Origin of the sequence: Paraburkholderia phenoliruptrix, assembly GCF_902859825.1 — a bacterium.
GTDB lineage: Bacteria > Pseudomonadota > Gammaproteobacteria > Burkholderiales > Burkholderiaceae > Paraburkholderia > Paraburkholderia phenoliruptrix.
Window position 1 is genome coordinate 87708 of the sequence record NZ_CADIKB010000007.1, and the last position, 13527, is coordinate 101234.

13 protein-coding genes and 1 tRNA gene are annotated in these 13527 nt (G+C 64.3%); 3 read left to right on the top strand and 11 right to left on the bottom strand.

Annotation, left to right across the window (positions count from 1 at the left end; translation table 11 throughout):
• Positions 1-191 precede the first annotated feature (191 nt).
• From HV711_RS10375 to HV711_RS10390, 4 genes are all read right to left on the bottom strand, one after another.
• Positions 192-265: transfer RNA gene (locus HV711_RS10375), tRNA-Gly, on the bottom strand.
• Between the two features lie 86 nt (positions 266-351).
• Positions 352-915 (bottom strand): YggT family protein, encoded by a 564-nt coding sequence (locus HV711_RS10380; protein WP_013589336.1) that lies wholly within the window; start codon positions 913-915, stop codon positions 352-354.
• A gap of 214 nt (positions 916-1129) precedes the next feature.
• The gene (locus HV711_RS10385) at positions 1130-1450 is read right to left on the bottom strand and encodes an EthD family reductase (RefSeq protein WP_035479291.1); all 321 of its coding nucleotides are present in this window, start codon (positions 1448-1450) and stop codon (positions 1130-1132) included.
• A 77-nt stretch (positions 1451-1527) separates the two neighbouring features.
• Positions 1528-2460, bottom strand: a complete 933-nt coding sequence (locus HV711_RS10390) for a Rossmann-like and DUF2520 domain-containing protein (RefSeq protein WP_013589335.1) — start codon at positions 2458-2460, stop codon at positions 1528-1530.
• A gap of 781 nt (positions 2461-3241) precedes the next feature.
• Here HV711_RS10390 and HV711_RS10395 point away from each other — a divergent pair.
• Positions 3242-3544: a hypothetical protein gene (locus HV711_RS10395; protein ID WP_013589333.1), complete on the top strand. Its 303-nt coding sequence runs from the start codon at positions 3242-3244 to the stop codon at positions 3542-3544.
• Between the two features lie 170 nt (positions 3545-3714).
• The gene (locus HV711_RS10400) at positions 3715-4689 is read left to right on the top strand and encodes a threo-3-hydroxy-L-aspartate ammonia-lyase (protein WP_035479386.1); all 975 of its coding nucleotides are present in this window, start codon (positions 3715-3717) and stop codon (positions 4687-4689) included.
• A gap of 93 nt (positions 4690-4782) precedes the next feature.
• Here the strand turns inward: HV711_RS10400 and HV711_RS10405 are convergent, their stop codons facing one another.
• The gene (locus tag HV711_RS10405; protein WP_035479478.1) at positions 4783-5490 is read right to left on the bottom strand and encodes a LysE family translocator; all 708 of its coding nucleotides are present in this window, start codon (positions 5488-5490) and stop codon (positions 4783-4785) included.
• 46 nt (positions 5491-5536) lie between these two features.
• Positions 5537-7105 carry a UbiD family decarboxylase gene (locus tag HV711_RS10410; protein WP_028360887.1) on the bottom strand — a complete coding sequence of 523 codons (1569 nt, stop codon included), beginning with the start codon at positions 7103-7105 and terminating at the stop codon, positions 5537-5539.
• Positions 7106-7707: 602 nt separating this feature from the next.
• On the opposite strand from HV711_RS10410, the gene HV711_RS10415 reads away from it, so the two are divergent.
• Positions 7708-8913 carry a lytic transglycosylase domain-containing protein gene (locus HV711_RS10415; protein WP_035479387.1) on the top strand — a complete coding sequence of 402 codons (1206 nt, stop codon included), beginning with the start codon at positions 7708-7710 and terminating at the stop codon, positions 8911-8913.
• Between the two features lie 223 nt (positions 8914-9136).
• Here the strand turns inward: HV711_RS10415 and HV711_RS10420 are convergent, their stop codons facing one another.
• From HV711_RS10420 to HV711_RS10440, 5 genes are all read right to left on the bottom strand, one after another.
• Positions 9137-10333 (bottom strand): pyridoxal phosphate-dependent aminotransferase, encoded by a 1197-nt coding sequence (locus HV711_RS10420; protein WP_035479390.1) that lies wholly within the window; start codon positions 10331-10333, stop codon positions 9137-9139.
• Positions 10334-10548: 215 nt separating this feature from the next.
• Positions 10549-10983 carry a transcription antitermination factor NusB gene (gene nusB / locus HV711_RS10425; RefSeq protein WP_013589327.1) on the bottom strand — a complete coding sequence of 145 codons (435 nt, stop codon included), beginning with the start codon at positions 10981-10983 and terminating at the stop codon, positions 10549-10551.
• Positions 10980-11486, bottom strand: coding sequence for a 6,7-dimethyl-8-ribityllumazine synthase (gene ribH / locus HV711_RS10430; RefSeq protein ID WP_006050161.1), 507 nt, complete (start codon positions 11484-11486; stop codon positions 10980-10982). Before ribH ends, nusB begins: the two co-directional genes overlap by 4 nt.
• A gap of 54 nt (positions 11487-11540) precedes the next feature.
• A complete protein-coding gene (gene ribBA / locus HV711_RS10435; protein ID WP_015003544.1) occupies positions 11541-12671 on the bottom strand; it encodes a bifunctional 3,4-dihydroxy-2-butanone-4-phosphate synthase/GTP cyclohydrolase II in 1131 nt (376 codons plus the stop codon).
• A gap of 233 nt (positions 12672-12904) precedes the next feature.
• On the bottom strand, positions 12905-13519 hold the full coding sequence (locus HV711_RS10440) for a riboflavin synthase (RefSeq protein ID WP_013589325.1): 615 nt from the start codon (positions 13517-13519) through the stop codon (positions 12905-12907).
• Between the last annotated feature and the right edge of the window lie 8 nt (positions 13520-13527).

A 13527-nucleotide genomic window follows, 5' to 3' on the forward strand; every position in this document is an offset into this window, starting at 1 on the left:
TTTTGCGTGCCGATCGTCGCGTCGACAGGCGATGTCTGCCCGGCCGGTTGCCACGCGCGGGCAGCGCCGCCATCGCCGCTATAAAAAAGCCGCCTTCGTAGAGGCGGCTCGTGCTTGATTTCTGCCGAACGTGCAGCAGTCAGGTGAGCGGGCGTTACAAGAACCGTGTAGGACAGGGCTCCGAGCCATTCTGGAGCGGGCGATGGGAATCGAACCCACGGCTCTAGCTTGGGAAGCTAGGGTATTACCATTATACGACGCCCGCAGAGCGCGCTATTTTACTCGCGAAAGGGCGGCAAGCGCAAATCGCGCCGCCGCCCTTCGTCATCCGCAAGCTCCCGCCGAGCCGCCTTAGATCACAAAATACGTCAGCTGAACCGCGGCACGCGTTACCACCATCAAGAGAACCTGCACGATCACAAAAAGAAGAATCGGCGAAAGGTCAATGCCGCCAAGTTGCGGCACGACGCGTCGCAGCGGGTTCAGAAACGGCGCGGTGAGCTGATACAGAATCGGCATGGCCGGCGAGCGCGGATTGAGCCACGACAGCAGCGCCATCAGGATCGTCATCCAGATAATCAGGTTCAGTGCCCACTTGATCACCGTCAGCACCGCGACGATCAGCAGCGTCGGCAGCAACGTGAGCGGATCAGCGCCCGTCAGCACCACCATCAGGACGACGTAGATGATCGCTGCGATCAGCGCCGCGACGAGGCTCGCCCAGTCGATGCTCCGCGTGCTCGGCAAAATGCGCCGCAGCGGTAGAACAATCCAGTTGGTGGCTTGCAGCACCGCGTTGGTGACGGGGTTGTACGGCGGCATGCGCACAACCTGGAGCCACGCGCGCAGCAGCAGCGCCGCGCCGAACAGCGTGAAGACGGTATTAAGCAGAAAACGGGCGATATCGCCAAACATCTCGTGTCCTTATGCTTCTAATGGCGGCCGGTGAACGGCCTGGCGCCGGCGCTTTCAGCCGTGCGCACGGCGGTTTGTCATGTCGCATACGCCGCCCATACGGCCGCATGCATTGCGAAGTGGTCGAGGCAGGCGCGTGGCGCAGCCCTGCGGCCGTGTTCGCGCGCGGCAAGGTACATAGCCGTGCCGCACGGTCCACCTCGACCGCGTGTCGTTACACGGAAACCTTGATCTCGCTAATAAGAATGGCGCCGTTGCCGCCGTCGGTGTAATTCGGGATGTCGGCAAGGAGTCGCTCGGACGCGTGCTTGAAGACCTTGTAGAAGTCGTCCGTGCTATCGAAGAGAAAGTGGCCCGCAGCCACGTACGGCGGCGGCGTGCCCGGCGGCCCCGCGTTGATGCCGACGTCGACGGACCAGCCCTTCAGCGACGGCCCGAACAGCTCTGCCGCGAGCGGCATGTGCGTGGCGCAGTAATAGTCCACGTCGAAGTGGCCGTTTTCCCGGTACGGATAGAGGATGCTGACCTTGATCATTGTGCGTTCTCGTCTGTTGGTCCCGAAGCGAAGCGCCGGCGGATTGCGCGCGGCGCCGGACGTCACATTATCACGGCTTACTTCACGCTTGCACCTGCTGCCGCCTGATTGAGCGAGCGGCCCAACGATTCTTCCACGGCCTCGGCGATGCTGTCGATCGCGGCGGGCGGCGTGGCACGGCGCTGCGCCAGCGCGACCGCCCGCCGCGACAGCAAGCCGTACAGCGCGGCATGATCGCCGCCCAGGCTTTCGAACAGCGCCAGCTGCTTCTGCACGACACCGGTGTCGCCGCGCGACACCGGGCCGGCGAGCGCGTTCGGCAGACCCTTGTCGCGAGCGGTCTGGATGGTGCCGGCGAGCATCGGCAAAAGCGCGCGCAGCGCGTCGTCTTCGGCGAAACCCAGCGTGCGCCATAGCGCGACGCATTCGGCCAGGCTGCACAGCGCGAAGCTCGCCGCATAGTGCGCGGCGCCGTGATACAGCATGCGGCCGCCCGGCGGGATCGACAGCGGATGACAGCGCAGCGCGACGGCCAGCGCAGTCAGCGTGTCCTTGAGCGCGCCGTCGGCCTCGATCGTCACCGAACAGCCGGCAATACGTTCGAGGTCGGTCGCCTCCCCGCCAAAGAGATAAAGCGGGTGAAAGCCGCCGATCGACGCGCCCTGGTCGCGCGCGGGCGCGAGCAGTTCCACCGGCGACGCGCCGCTGCAGTGCACGAGCGACTTGCCGTGAGCGCCGTCCGGGCCGAACCGCAGTGTGTGCGCTGACGTACCGATGCTGTCGTCAGGAACCGCTAAAAAGACCACGTCGGCACGCTCGACCACCTGCTGCGGGTCGTCGAGCGCGGCGCAGCCGGGAATCTGGCCGGCGAGCCGGCCGGCAGATGCCGGCGTGCGGCTCGCCACCGCCGTCACGGGATAGCCTGCGTGAGAGAACCCGAGCGCGAGGCAGCGCGCGAGCCGGCCCGCGCCGATAAAGCCGACGCGGGGCAGAGAAGTAGGCTGGGACATGTGGACGGGCTCCGGACGGGGGCATGGACGGAAAAGCAGCAGTATCGCCCATTGGCCGGCACCTGGCGCAACTCGTGCGGCAGTCGTCAGATGAGTGGGCCGACGATATGGCGCGCGCTGTCGTTCATGGCGCCGAGCCGGCCCCACGGGCTTGAAAACTGCTCACAATTTCCCCATGGCCGACGTGGCCGTGGCTGTTTCATGGGTGTTCGCTTCGAAATTTCGCAATCGAACTCGGGGAGGTGGTCACGATGAACATTTTTTCTTACCGGAAGCACCTGCGATTTCTGACGCACGCGCAGCGGCGTCGCTGGTGGGACCAGAAAAAACGTCTCAGCCCGCGCGTACGGATTAGCGTCGCGTACGTTCCGCCGAATGTGTCGCGCGAATTTGCGTATGTGAAAGTCGGCTGAACCGACCCACGTCAGACGAGACGAAGCCCGGCCTGTGCGCCGGGCTTTTTATCGGCCGTTGCGTTGCGCCGTCAGCATCGAAGCTAATTTGTAATTAAAGATTACCAAGGCTGTGTCCGTCGAAGGGGCATGGCTTGAGATGGGCGGTCAAGCGTCCCCCGTAGCCGCGTCATCGCCTGATTCTAGGTGACGTTCAGGCGTTTCCCGCCACGCCCGGAAAGGACCCCCAGCCGGCGTTCCTTTCCGCTGATTGCAATTTGCTACAAATGCGAACAGCGTCACGTGGGCTTTTTAGATAAATTTGTCTACGTAGCATGCAAAGGCATGCGAAGACGGCGACCTTGAGTGGGCCGCGCCAGGAGAACAAAGTGAAAAAGATCGTCCCGTTTGTTGTTGCTGCCGCATTGGGCGTGGGGCTTGCCTCCGTCGCAGAGGCGCATGTGTCTGTCGGCATCGGTATCGGGGTGCCGGTCGCGCCGGCGTACCCGGTTTACGCGGCGCCTCCGCCGGTGTATTACCCGCCCCCGCCGCCTGTGGTGTATGCCCCGCCGCCGGTGGTCTATGCGCCGGCGCCCGTCGTGGTGGGTGGCTACTATGGTTATGGCCGCCCGTATTATCACCATGGCTATTACCGCGGCTACGGCTACGGCCACGGTTACTACCGGCGCTAAGCGGCGCGGCTCGTCACGCTAGACCTGATGAACGGCGTAACGCCGGCTTGATCGCCGGGTTACGCCGTTTCGTTTTTGGTTGCATCGCGTGAGTGTCTTGCCACGTTCCAAACCGGCGGCGAAGCTGGGAGAATGTCCGTCTAACCCACCGCTTCCGGAGACCTCCGCCCATGCAGTCGACGCAACCTCTGCCCGCACCCAATTTCGACGACGTACTCGACGCCGCCGCGCGCCTTGAAGGTGTGGCGCATCGCACGCCGGTGTTGACCTCAAGCACGTTCAACGAGCGGACCGGCGCGTCGGTGTTCTTCAAGTGCGAGAACTTTCAGCGAATGGGCGCCTTCAAGTTTCGCGGCGCCTATAACGCGATTTCCCATTTCGACGCGGAGCAGCGCAACGCCGGCGTACTGACCTATTCGTCCGGCAATCATGCACAGGCCATTGCGCTGTCGGCGCGCCTCGCCGGCATTCACGCGACGATCATCATGCCGCACGATGCGCCCGCGGCCAAAGTCGCTGCCACCAAAGGCTACGGCGGCGAAGTCATCACGTACGACCGCTACAAGGAAAGCCGCGAGGAGATTGGACGGCGGCTGGCTGAAGAGCGGGGCATGACGCTGATTCCGCCCTATGACCATCCGCACGTGATCGCGGGGCAGGGCACCGCGGTGAAGGAGTTGATCGAGGAAACCGGTCCGCTCGACATGCTGTTCGTGTGTCTCGGCGGCGGCGGGCTGATTGGCGGCAGCGCGTTGTCGGCGGCGGCGCTGAGTCCGGATTGCACGGTTATCGGCATCGAGCCGCAAGCGGGCAATGACGGTCAGCAATCGCTCGCGCGCGGCGAGGTGGTCCACATCGAAACGCCGCGCACCATTGCCGATGGCGCGGCCTCCACGCATTTGGGCGATTACACGTTTGCGATCATCCGCAAGCTCGTCGCGCGAATTGAAACCGTCACCGACGCGCAGTTGATCGAGACGATGCGCTTTTTCGCTCAACGCATGAAGATGGTGGTCGAGCCGACCGGCTGCCTCGCGGCGGCAGCCGTGCTGAACGGCGTGCTGCCCGTGAAGGGCAAGCGCGTGGGGGTGGTGGTGAGCGGCGGCAACGTCGATCTGGACAAGCTCGCGCAGTATCTCGCGTGACCTTTGTTGAGTGATCTGGCCTGGCGGCGCACGAACCGCCTTGGTGGCGTTTGCAGAAATGGCCCGTTCGTATTGCCGATGCGGGCTTTTTTGTCAGCTCGCCGTTTGCGCCGCAGTTTGCCCGGCCGGCGAATGCTGCGCGGTTTGCAGAATCAGATCGCGGTAGCCGTTGACGATCACACTATACGAGAAGTAGGCGAACAGTAGCGCCGACAGCACATGGCAGGCGCGCAGCAAACCGCTGCCGGCGCGCTTGCGCCCATGGCTACCGAGTCCGCAGATGAACACGGTCCAGCACAGGCCACCAAGAAAGAAGCCGCCCAGAAACACAGGGGCCGTCTCCGCGCTCGTTGCTCCGGCCTTGGCGATCAGCGCGCCGCCCACCGCGGCGAACCACAGAATGGCCGACGGCGACGACACCGCCAGCAACACGCCGCGCACGAAGCCGCGCCACGCGGACAGGTGCGGCGCGTTGGCGTCGGCTTCTCCGGCGACGGGCGGCGCCGACGCGGGGAACATGGCCTCCCGAGCCATCTTCCACGTGAGAAACAGCAGAATGGCCGCCCCGCCGATCCACACGACCCAGCGCACCGACTCGAACTGCAATAGCGCGGCCATGCCCGCCAGCGCGAGCGCTGCGTAAATCAGATCGCCGACACACGAACCGAGGCCGAGCCAGAAGCCAGGTTTGAAGCCGTGCGAGAGCGCGAGAGAAATCATCGCGACGTTCACGAGGCCGATGTCCAGACACAGCGACAACGACAGGAAAAATCCGTCGGACATCATCGAAAGGGCATGCATCCGCGCCATTGCTCCATCAATTTTGTTATTCGGTGAGGCGCGGCGCTCAGAGGCCCAGCTCGTTCCACAGACCGTCGATTCGCTGCTTGACTGCCGCGTCCATCTCGATGGGCCGGCCCCATTCGCGGTCGGTTTCGCCGGGCCACTTGTTGGTCGCGTCGAGTCCCATTTTGGAACCGAGCCCTGCGACCGGCGACGCGAAGTCGAGGTAGTCGATCGGCGTGCGGTCGACAAGCACCGTATCGCGCGTCGGGTCGACGCGGGTCGTGATTGCCCAGATCACTTCTTTCCAGTCGCGGATGTTGACGTCCTCGTCGACCACGACAATGAACTTCGTATACATGAACTGCCGCAGGAAGCTCCACACGCCGAACATCACACGCTTGGCATGGCCGGCGTAGCTCTTCTTCATCTGCACGATGGCCATACGGTAACTGCAGCCTTCGGGCGGCAGATAGAAGTCGGTGATTTCGGTGAACTGCTTTTGCAGCAACGGCACGAACACCTCGTTGAGCGCCACGCCGAGCACGGCGGGCTCGTCCGGCGGTTTGCCGGTGTAGGTGGAGTGATAGATCGCGTCGCGGCGCATGGTGATGCGCTCGACGGTGAACACCGGAAACCACTCCTGTTCGTTGTAGTAGCCGGTATGGTCGCCGTAAGGGCCCTCCAGCGCGTGCTCGTAAGCTGCAGACGCGCCACGGGCCGGCCGCGGCGGCGCGCCCGCGGGGACAGGCGCGGTCATGCCTTGCTGCGGGTAGATAAAGCCTTCGAGCACGATCTCCGCGCGCGCCGGCACCTGCAAGCTGTCGACGCCGGGCGTGAGGCATCGGGCGAGTTCGGTTCGTCCGCCGCGCAGCAGCCCGGCAAACTGGTATTCGGAGAGCGTGTCGGGCACCGGCGTGACTGCCCCGAGGATGGTGGCCGGATCCGCGCCCAGCACGACGGCGACCGGATACGGTTTGCCCGGATTCTTCAGCGCGAATTCGCGGAAATCGAGCGCGCCGCCGCGGTGAGCGAGCCAGCGCATGATCAGCTTGTTGCGCGCAATCAGCTGCTGGCGGTAGATGCCAAGATTTTGTCGGCTCTTGTTCGGGCCTTTTGTGACGGTCAGGCCCCACGTGATGAGCGGGCCGGCGTCGCCCGGCCAGCAGGTCTGGATGGGCAGCTTTTCGAGATCAACGTCGTTGCCTTCCCAGACGATTTCCTGACAGGGCGGCGCATTCACGGTTTTTGGCGCCATGTCCCACACCGCCTTCGCGAGCGAGAAGAGCTTGCCCGCGTCCTTGAGACCTTTGGGCGGTTCCGGCTCCTTCAGCGCCGACAGCAACCGGCCGACGTCGCGCAGCGATTCGAGCGCGGCACCGTCGCCTTCGCCGGCCTGCGCGTCGATACCCATGCCGAGCGCCACGCGGCGCGGCGTGCCGAACAGATTCCCGAGCACCGGGAACGCATGCCGCTCCTGGTTCTCAAACAGCAGGGCCGGCCCGCCGGCGCGCAGTACGCGGTCGCACAGCTCGGTCATTTCGAGCACGGGCGAGACCTTTTGCGAGATACGGCGCAGTTCGCCGATCGTCTCGAGGCGGCCGACGAAGTCGCGCAAATCTTTGTATTTCATCTGTTGCTGTTCAGTGCCGCAAGCGGCGAGGAAGAAACGGCGCCACGCTATTGCAGGTGCCAAACCGATTGTCGATTTTACCTGCGTTGGCTAGCACACGTAGATCGGCCGAATGGGCTAAGACAAGCAAACGCTGCCAAATCGCCGCCGAAGCGCTTGCGGCGGTGCTCCAGGCGCTCCGTAGCGCCTCTTTTATTACAATTAGTTATACATTTGCCTGTTTGTAGTGTTGACGATCTATAAAACCGTGCCCTAGAATCCGTCCACATTGGTTGCAGGGCGTGAACCTTTTACCACCGCCCCCGGTCCCATCTGACGCAACGCGTCACCGCTTACCGAAGCCCTGCACGGTATTCGTCGGTCTTATTGAAGTCCTCGCCAGCGCCTACTGACGCTGGTTTTTCGCGTGGGAGCCCCCGCCGCATGCTTTTCGCATGCCGCGGACCGCTTTGAGGTTGGCTCCCCACAAACGGTATTTGCCGTTTTCCCGACGTCGCTGCTGCCCTAACCAGACAGAGCGCGCGATGTCTTGACTCTGCGAATGTGTGTTACCGCCTGTTTGTTCAGCGGAATTCGCGGATCATGCAACATGGGAGATCTGAATGAACGCCTGGTTATCGTGGCGTCCCGATGAACGTATCGCGCAGGTCGTGCGCGGTGCAGTGCGCCGTGGGACGCAATTGAGTCATCATCTGTTCAGCATTGTCGGCGGCATTGCCGTCGTGCTGGCCATTGCACTGTGGCTGATGCCGACGTGGCGCGGCACGCTCGCGGCCAAGCTCATGCCCGTGCTTTCCGCGGCCGTGCAGGCCGGACCCGCGCGCCTGCTGCAGGGCAACCCGCTGCCGTCTTTCGCGCCGCCGGGACATACCTCGTCGGACGAAACGCTGTCGTCCAATACCAGCGGCGCGAACGGCGCCGACGTGGCGAACGGCACGAACAACGCCGGCGTGAGCGTCAGCAACACGAGCTACGACGGGGCGTTCGACGGCAGCGGCTCGGCCGGCATGGGCATCGCGGCGCTCAACGGTCTCGACCCGCGCACCATGCAAAGCGTCTCCGCGTTGGCCCGGCTGATTCCGGCGCAACGCGTTTCCGCCGACGCACGCGACGACCGCGTGCTCGTGTCGTCGCGTGAGCAGGCGCTCGTCGCCTCGTACCTGGCCCGGCGCTATCGCGTCGCTCAGGAGCCCGTCAGCGAGCTCGTGAAGGCGGCGTTCGACACCGGCCGGGAAGTCGGCCTCGACCCGCTGCTGCTGCTGTCAGTCATGGCGATCGAATCCGGCTTCAACCCGTACGCTGAGAGCGGCGTGGGCGCCCAAGGTTTGATGCAGGTCATGTCCAAGGTCCATTCGGACAAATTCCAGTATTTCGGCGGCGAGAGCGCGGCGCTCGAACCGCTCGCGAACATCAAGGTCGGCGCGCTGGTTCTGAAGGACTGCATTGCCCGCGGCGGCTCGCTGCCGGGCGGTTTGCGTCTGTATGTCGGGTCCACGTCGCAGGACGATGGCGGCTACGGCGCCAAGGTGATGGCCGAGCGCGGGCGTCTGCGCGACGTCGCACGGGGCCGCAAGGTGCCCATCAATGCTCCGCAGGCTCCGGTCATGACGGCGTCGAACAACGCGTCGTCTTCATCCGCGTCGGCTGCTGCAAACAGCAACAACGGCAAGCGCGTGCAGGTCACGCTGGAAGGAAGCCACCCTTTGAGCGCCGCCGCGTCGCCGGCCCATACGCCGGTTTCCGAACAGGACGATGCCAGCGTGAATGCTCCCAAGCACGTGGCTTCGAGCGCCGAGCTGGGCGCGTGAGCGTTTGACCGGCCAATATAGATGGCCGGAAGCGGAAGCTACAAAAAAGGACACCCTCGGGTGTCCTTTTTTTTCGTCTGCGGGTCTGGATTGCCATTGAGGTTTTCGCTGGCGCCTTAGCGCCGGTGAAACGCGCGCAAGCACCAGCGCAGCACAGATGGGCAACCAGGCCGGCGACGCGGCGGCGGATCAATCGGCCGCCGCGCGCTCCCGCTGCCAGGCCCTAGTGCCGTCCGAACAGCCGCCCGAGGCGCTCAACCGCCTCCTCCAGCTTCGGATACGCGGTGGCGTACGAGAGCCGGATATATTGCTTCGGCGCATGGGTGCCGAAATCCATGCCCGGCACGAGCACCACGCCGGCTTGGTGCAGCATCGCCTTGGTGAGCGCGGAGCTGTCGCCGGCGGCAGGGTGATTGACGGTTCCGCAGTCCGCGTAGACGTAAAACGCGCCGTCGGGCATGACGGGCACCGTAAAGCCCAGCGACTCCAGCGCCGGCGCAATGAAATCCCGACGCCGCTTGAATTCCAGGCGGCGCGCTTCGTAGGTGGCAATGGTTTGCGGTTCGAAGCACGCGAGCGCCGCGTGCTGCGCCAGCGCGGACGCGCAGATAAAGAGGTTCTGCGCCAGCTTCTCGAACGCGCTCACCATGCCTGGCGGCACGACGAGCCAGCCGAGGCGCCAGCCTGTCATGTTGAAGTACTTCGAGAAGCTGTTGACGGTGATCACGTCGTCGCCATACGACAGCGCCGACACCGGCTTCGCGTCGTAGCTCAGGCCCTGGTAGATTTCGTCGACGATCGTAAAGCCGCCGCGCGAGCGCACCGTCTTCACAATGCGTTCGAGTTCGGCCGGTTCGATCGATGTGCCAGTCGGGTTGGACGGCGACGCGAGCAGCACGCCGCGCGTGCGCTCGTTCCAGAGCCGTTCGACGTCGGCGGCAGTCAGCTGGAAGCGCTCGGCGGGACCGCTCGGCACCATGACGGGCTTGCCTTCGGCCGCGATCACGAAGTGGCGGTTGCACGGGTAGCACGGGTCGGGCATCAGCACTTCGTCGTCGCGGTCCACCAGTGCCGCACACGCGAGCAGAAGTGCCGCCGACGCGCCCGCCGTCACGACGATGCGCGCGGGATCGACGTCGACGCCGTAGACGCTGGCGTAATGCGCCGAAATCGCTTCACGCAACGCGTGGAGGCCGACGGCGCTCGTGTATTGGGTCACGCCGCGGCGCAGCGCGGTGGCGGCCGCCTCGATGACCGGTTCCGGCGCGGTGAAGTCGGGCTCGCCGATCCCCATGTGAATGATGTCCCGCCCATCGCGCTCGAGAAGCGCGGCCTCCTTGGCCAGCTCCATCACGTAGAAAGGCTGGATGGAGTCGACGCGTGCGGCAAGCCGCACAAGAGGTTCGGTCACGGAGTTCATACGGTTAAATCCAGTCCAGAAGCAGAAACGGGCTGCGCTTCGCGCATTTGTTGATGCGCGCGGCGCAGTCCTCACAGCGATGCATTCGCGCGGTAGCCGGGCTGACTGCCGTGCGGCGCGTGCGCAGCGGGCGCGAATCGCCGAACCGCGCAAATACGGGGCCGTACGAAACACGCGCGCAACACGCACCCACCCACCGCCCCGCAGGCTTGCGCCTAGCGCTTGCGAGCCGCTTCCGTCTCGGTTACGCGCAGCTTGGCCGCGAGCTTGTCCAGCACGCCGTTCACGTACTTGTAGCCGTCCGCGCCGCCAAACGTCTTGGCGAGTTCCACGGCTTCGTTGATCACCACGCGGTACGGAATGTCGATGTGATTCTTCAGTTCAAATGCGGCGACCAGCAGCACTGCGCGTTCGACCGGCGAAAGCTGGTCGATCGGACGGTCCAGACACGGTGCGATATCGGCGGACAGCGCCTCCGAATCGCGGATCACGCCGTGCAGAATCGCGTCCAGGTGCTCATGGTCTGCTTTGTCGAAGCCCTGCGCGCCGCGCAGTTGCGCGTCGATTTCACCGCCGGGCGAACCCGACAGCAGCCACTGATAAAGCCCCTGCGTGGCCAGTTCGCGGGAGCGTCGGCGTGCGCTCTTCATGCCTCTTCCTCTTCTTCGTCTTCTTCTTCGTCGTCGCCGCCCAGTTGTTCGAGCGCCACTGCGAGATTCGCCATTTCGACGGCCACGCGCGCCGCGTCACGGCCTTTTTCGGTCATGCGGGCGACGGCTTGTTCGTCGTTTTCCGTGGTCAACACGGCGTTGGCGACGGGAATGCCGAAGTCGAGGCCGATGCGCGTGATGCCGGCACCGCTTTCGTTCGACACCAGTTCGAAGTGATACGTTTCGCCGCGAATGACGGCGCCGAGCGCGATGAGCGCGTCGAACTGGGCGCTTTCGGCGAGTTTTTGCAGTGCGAGCGGGATTTCCAGCGCGCCCGGCACGGTGACGAGCAGCACGTCTTCGCCCGTCACGCCGAGGCGTTCCAGCTCTTCGATGCACGAGTCCGCAAGACCGTTGCATACGGGTTCGTTAAAGCGCGCCTGGACGATGCCGATGCGCAGTCCGTCGCCGTCGAGGTTCGGTTGGTATTGTCCGATTTCCATGTTGATTCCGTAGTGTTTGAGTGGGCGCGAGGCGCGTGAATGATCGGATCAGCCTTATTGCGGAGTCTGCGTGGTGCCGCCGGGCATCGGCACGAAGCCGGTGACTTCGAGGCCGTAGCCCGACATGCTGCCCAGCTTGCGCGGGTTCGACAGCACCTGCATCTTGCCCACGCCGAGCTCGCGCAAAATCTGCGCGCCGATGCCGTAGGTCTTGAAGTCGACGGGCCGGCGCTTCAGCGCGTCTGCTTTTTCCTTTGAATCGAACGCCTTGAACACGTCGATCAGATGTTCTTTCGAGTCGCCGCAGTTGAGCAGCACGATCACGCCGAGTTCGCGCGAGGCGATTTCCTTCATGGCTGCGTCGAGCGTCCAGGAATGGGTGGACTCGCCGACTTCGAGCAGATCCAGCACCGACAGCGGCTCATGCACGCGCACCGGCGTCTCCTGGTCGGGCGTGGGCGTGCCGCGCACGAGCGCGATGTGCGGCTGGCCGCTCGGCTGGTCGAGGTACATGACCGCGCGGAACGCGCCGTGCGCGGTCTGCATGGTGCGCTCGCAAATGCGCTCCACGATCGATTCGGTGCGGCTGCGATAGTGGATCAGGTCCGCGATCGTGCCGACCTTCAGATCGTGTTGCTTCGCGAATTCCATCAGGTCGGGCAGGCGGGCCATGGTGCCGTCGTCGTTGATGACTTCGCAGATCACCGCAGCCGGCGTCAGGCCGGCGAGCGCCGTAAGGTCGCAACCCGCCTCGGTGTGGCCGGCGCGCACGAGGACGCCGCCCGGCTGGGCCATGATCGGAAACACGTGTCCCGGCTGCACGATGTGCTCTGCCTTCGCTTCCGGCGCGACCGCCGTGGCGATCGTGCGGGCGCGGTCGGCGGCCGAAATGCCGGTGGTCACGCCTTCGGCCGCTTCAATGCTGACCGTGAAAGCCGTTCCGTACTGCGTGCCGTTGCGGTACGTCATGAGCGGCAGGTTGAGCAGCTTGCAGCGTTCCTGCGTGAGCGTCAGACAGATCAGGCCGCGGCCGTAGCGGGCCATGAAGTTGATCGCTTCCGGCGTGACGAATTCGGCGGCGAGCACGAGGTCGCCCTCGTTTTCGCGATCTTCTTCGTCGACGAGGATCACCATACGGCCGGCTTTGAGTTCGGCGATGATCTCTGGAGTGGAGGCGAGCGTCATGGTGGCGAGTTTTTCGGGAAAGCGCGTATTTTACGCCACGCGCGGTGCCAAGTCCCCTCCGCCGGATGGCATAGGCCGTTTGGCCGACTGGTGATCGCCGGCAGCCCCAGCTATGCTGGGCCAGACGATGAATGCATGAACTGGCGCAAGCGCTAAGCTGCCGCGGACAATCTCTGCTGCGCCGGTTTTGCGTTTTGTTGCCGCCTTCACGACACCGTTACCGGGCGCAGCGCTTATTTCGGGGCGTTGAGCATGCGCTCCACATACCGCGCAATCAGATCGATTTCCAGATTCACCGGCGTGCCTGCACGCAGATGCTTGAGCGCGGTCACTTCCACCGTGTGCGGAATCAGATTGATCGAGAACTCGCAGCCGTCGTCGCGATCTTTAACCGAGTTGACGGTCAAACTCACGCCGTTGACAGTGATTGAACCCTTGTACGCGAGATAGCGCCCAATCTCGCGCGGCGCCAGCACGCGCAGTTCGTGCGACTCGCCGACGGGCGCAAAATGGGTCACGGTGCCCAGACCGTCCACGTGACCAGAGACGATGTGGCCGCCCAGCCGGTCGTGCGCGCGCAGCGCTTTTTCCAGATTGACTTCGCCCACTTCGCTGAGGCCCGCGGTGCGGTTCAGGCTTTCGCGGGACACGTCGACCTCGAACGAATGGTCCGTTTTCGCGACCACGGTCATGCACGCGCCCTGAATGGTGATGCTGTCGCCGAGCTGCACGTCGGCGAGATCGAGGCCGCCGGCCTCCACGTTCAGGCGAACGCCCGCGTCGCCGTTCGTGCCGAGCGGCTTGACCGACTCGATGCGGCCCACTGCCGCGACGATTCCTGTGAACATCGTACTTA

Excerpts from the sequence above, each read along its gene's own strand:
- HV711_RS10380 (WP_013589336.1), bottom strand. The coding sequence starts at position 915 with ATGTTTGGCGATATCGCCCGTTTTCTGCTTAATACCGTCTTCACGCTG.
- HV711_RS10385 (WP_035479291.1), bottom strand. The coding sequence starts at position 1,450 with ATGATCAAGGTCAGCATCCTCTATCCGTACCGGGAAAACGGCCACTTC.
- HV711_RS10390 (WP_013589335.1), bottom strand. The coding sequence starts at position 2,460 with ATGTCCCAGCCTACTTCTCTGCCCCGCGTCGGCTTTATCGGCGCGGGC.
- HV711_RS10400 (WP_035479386.1), top strand. The coding sequence starts at position 3,715 with ATGCAGTCGACGCAACCTCTGCCCGCACCCAATTTCGACGACGTACTC.
- HV711_RS10405 (WP_035479478.1), bottom strand. The coding sequence starts at position 5,490 with ATGCATGCCCTTTCGATGATGTCCGACGGATTTTTCCTGTCGTTGTCG.
- HV711_RS10410 (WP_028360887.1), bottom strand. The coding sequence starts at position 7,105 with ATGAAATACAAAGATTTGCGCGACTTCGTCGGCCGCCTCGAGACGATC.
- HV711_RS10415 (WP_035479387.1), top strand. The coding sequence starts at position 7,708 with ATGAACGCCTGGTTATCGTGGCGTCCCGATGAACGTATCGCGCAGGTC.
- HV711_RS10420 (WP_035479390.1), bottom strand. The coding sequence starts at position 10,333 with ATGAACTCCGTGACCGAACCTCTTGTGCGGCTTGCCGCACGCGTCGAC.
- nusB (WP_013589327.1), bottom strand. The coding sequence starts at position 10,983 with ATGAAGAGCGCACGCCGACGCTCCCGCGAACTGGCCACGCAGGGGCTT.
- ribH (WP_006050161.1), bottom strand. The coding sequence starts at position 11,486 with ATGGAAATCGGACAATACCAACCGAACCTCGACGGCGACGGACTGCGC.
- ribBA (WP_015003544.1), bottom strand. The coding sequence starts at position 12,671 with ATGACGCTCGCCTCCACTCCAGAGATCATCGCCGAACTCAAAGCCGGC.
- HV711_RS10440 (WP_013589325.1), bottom strand. The coding sequence starts at position 13,519 with ATGTTCACAGGAATCGTCGCGGCAGTGGGCCGCATCGAGTCGGTCAAG.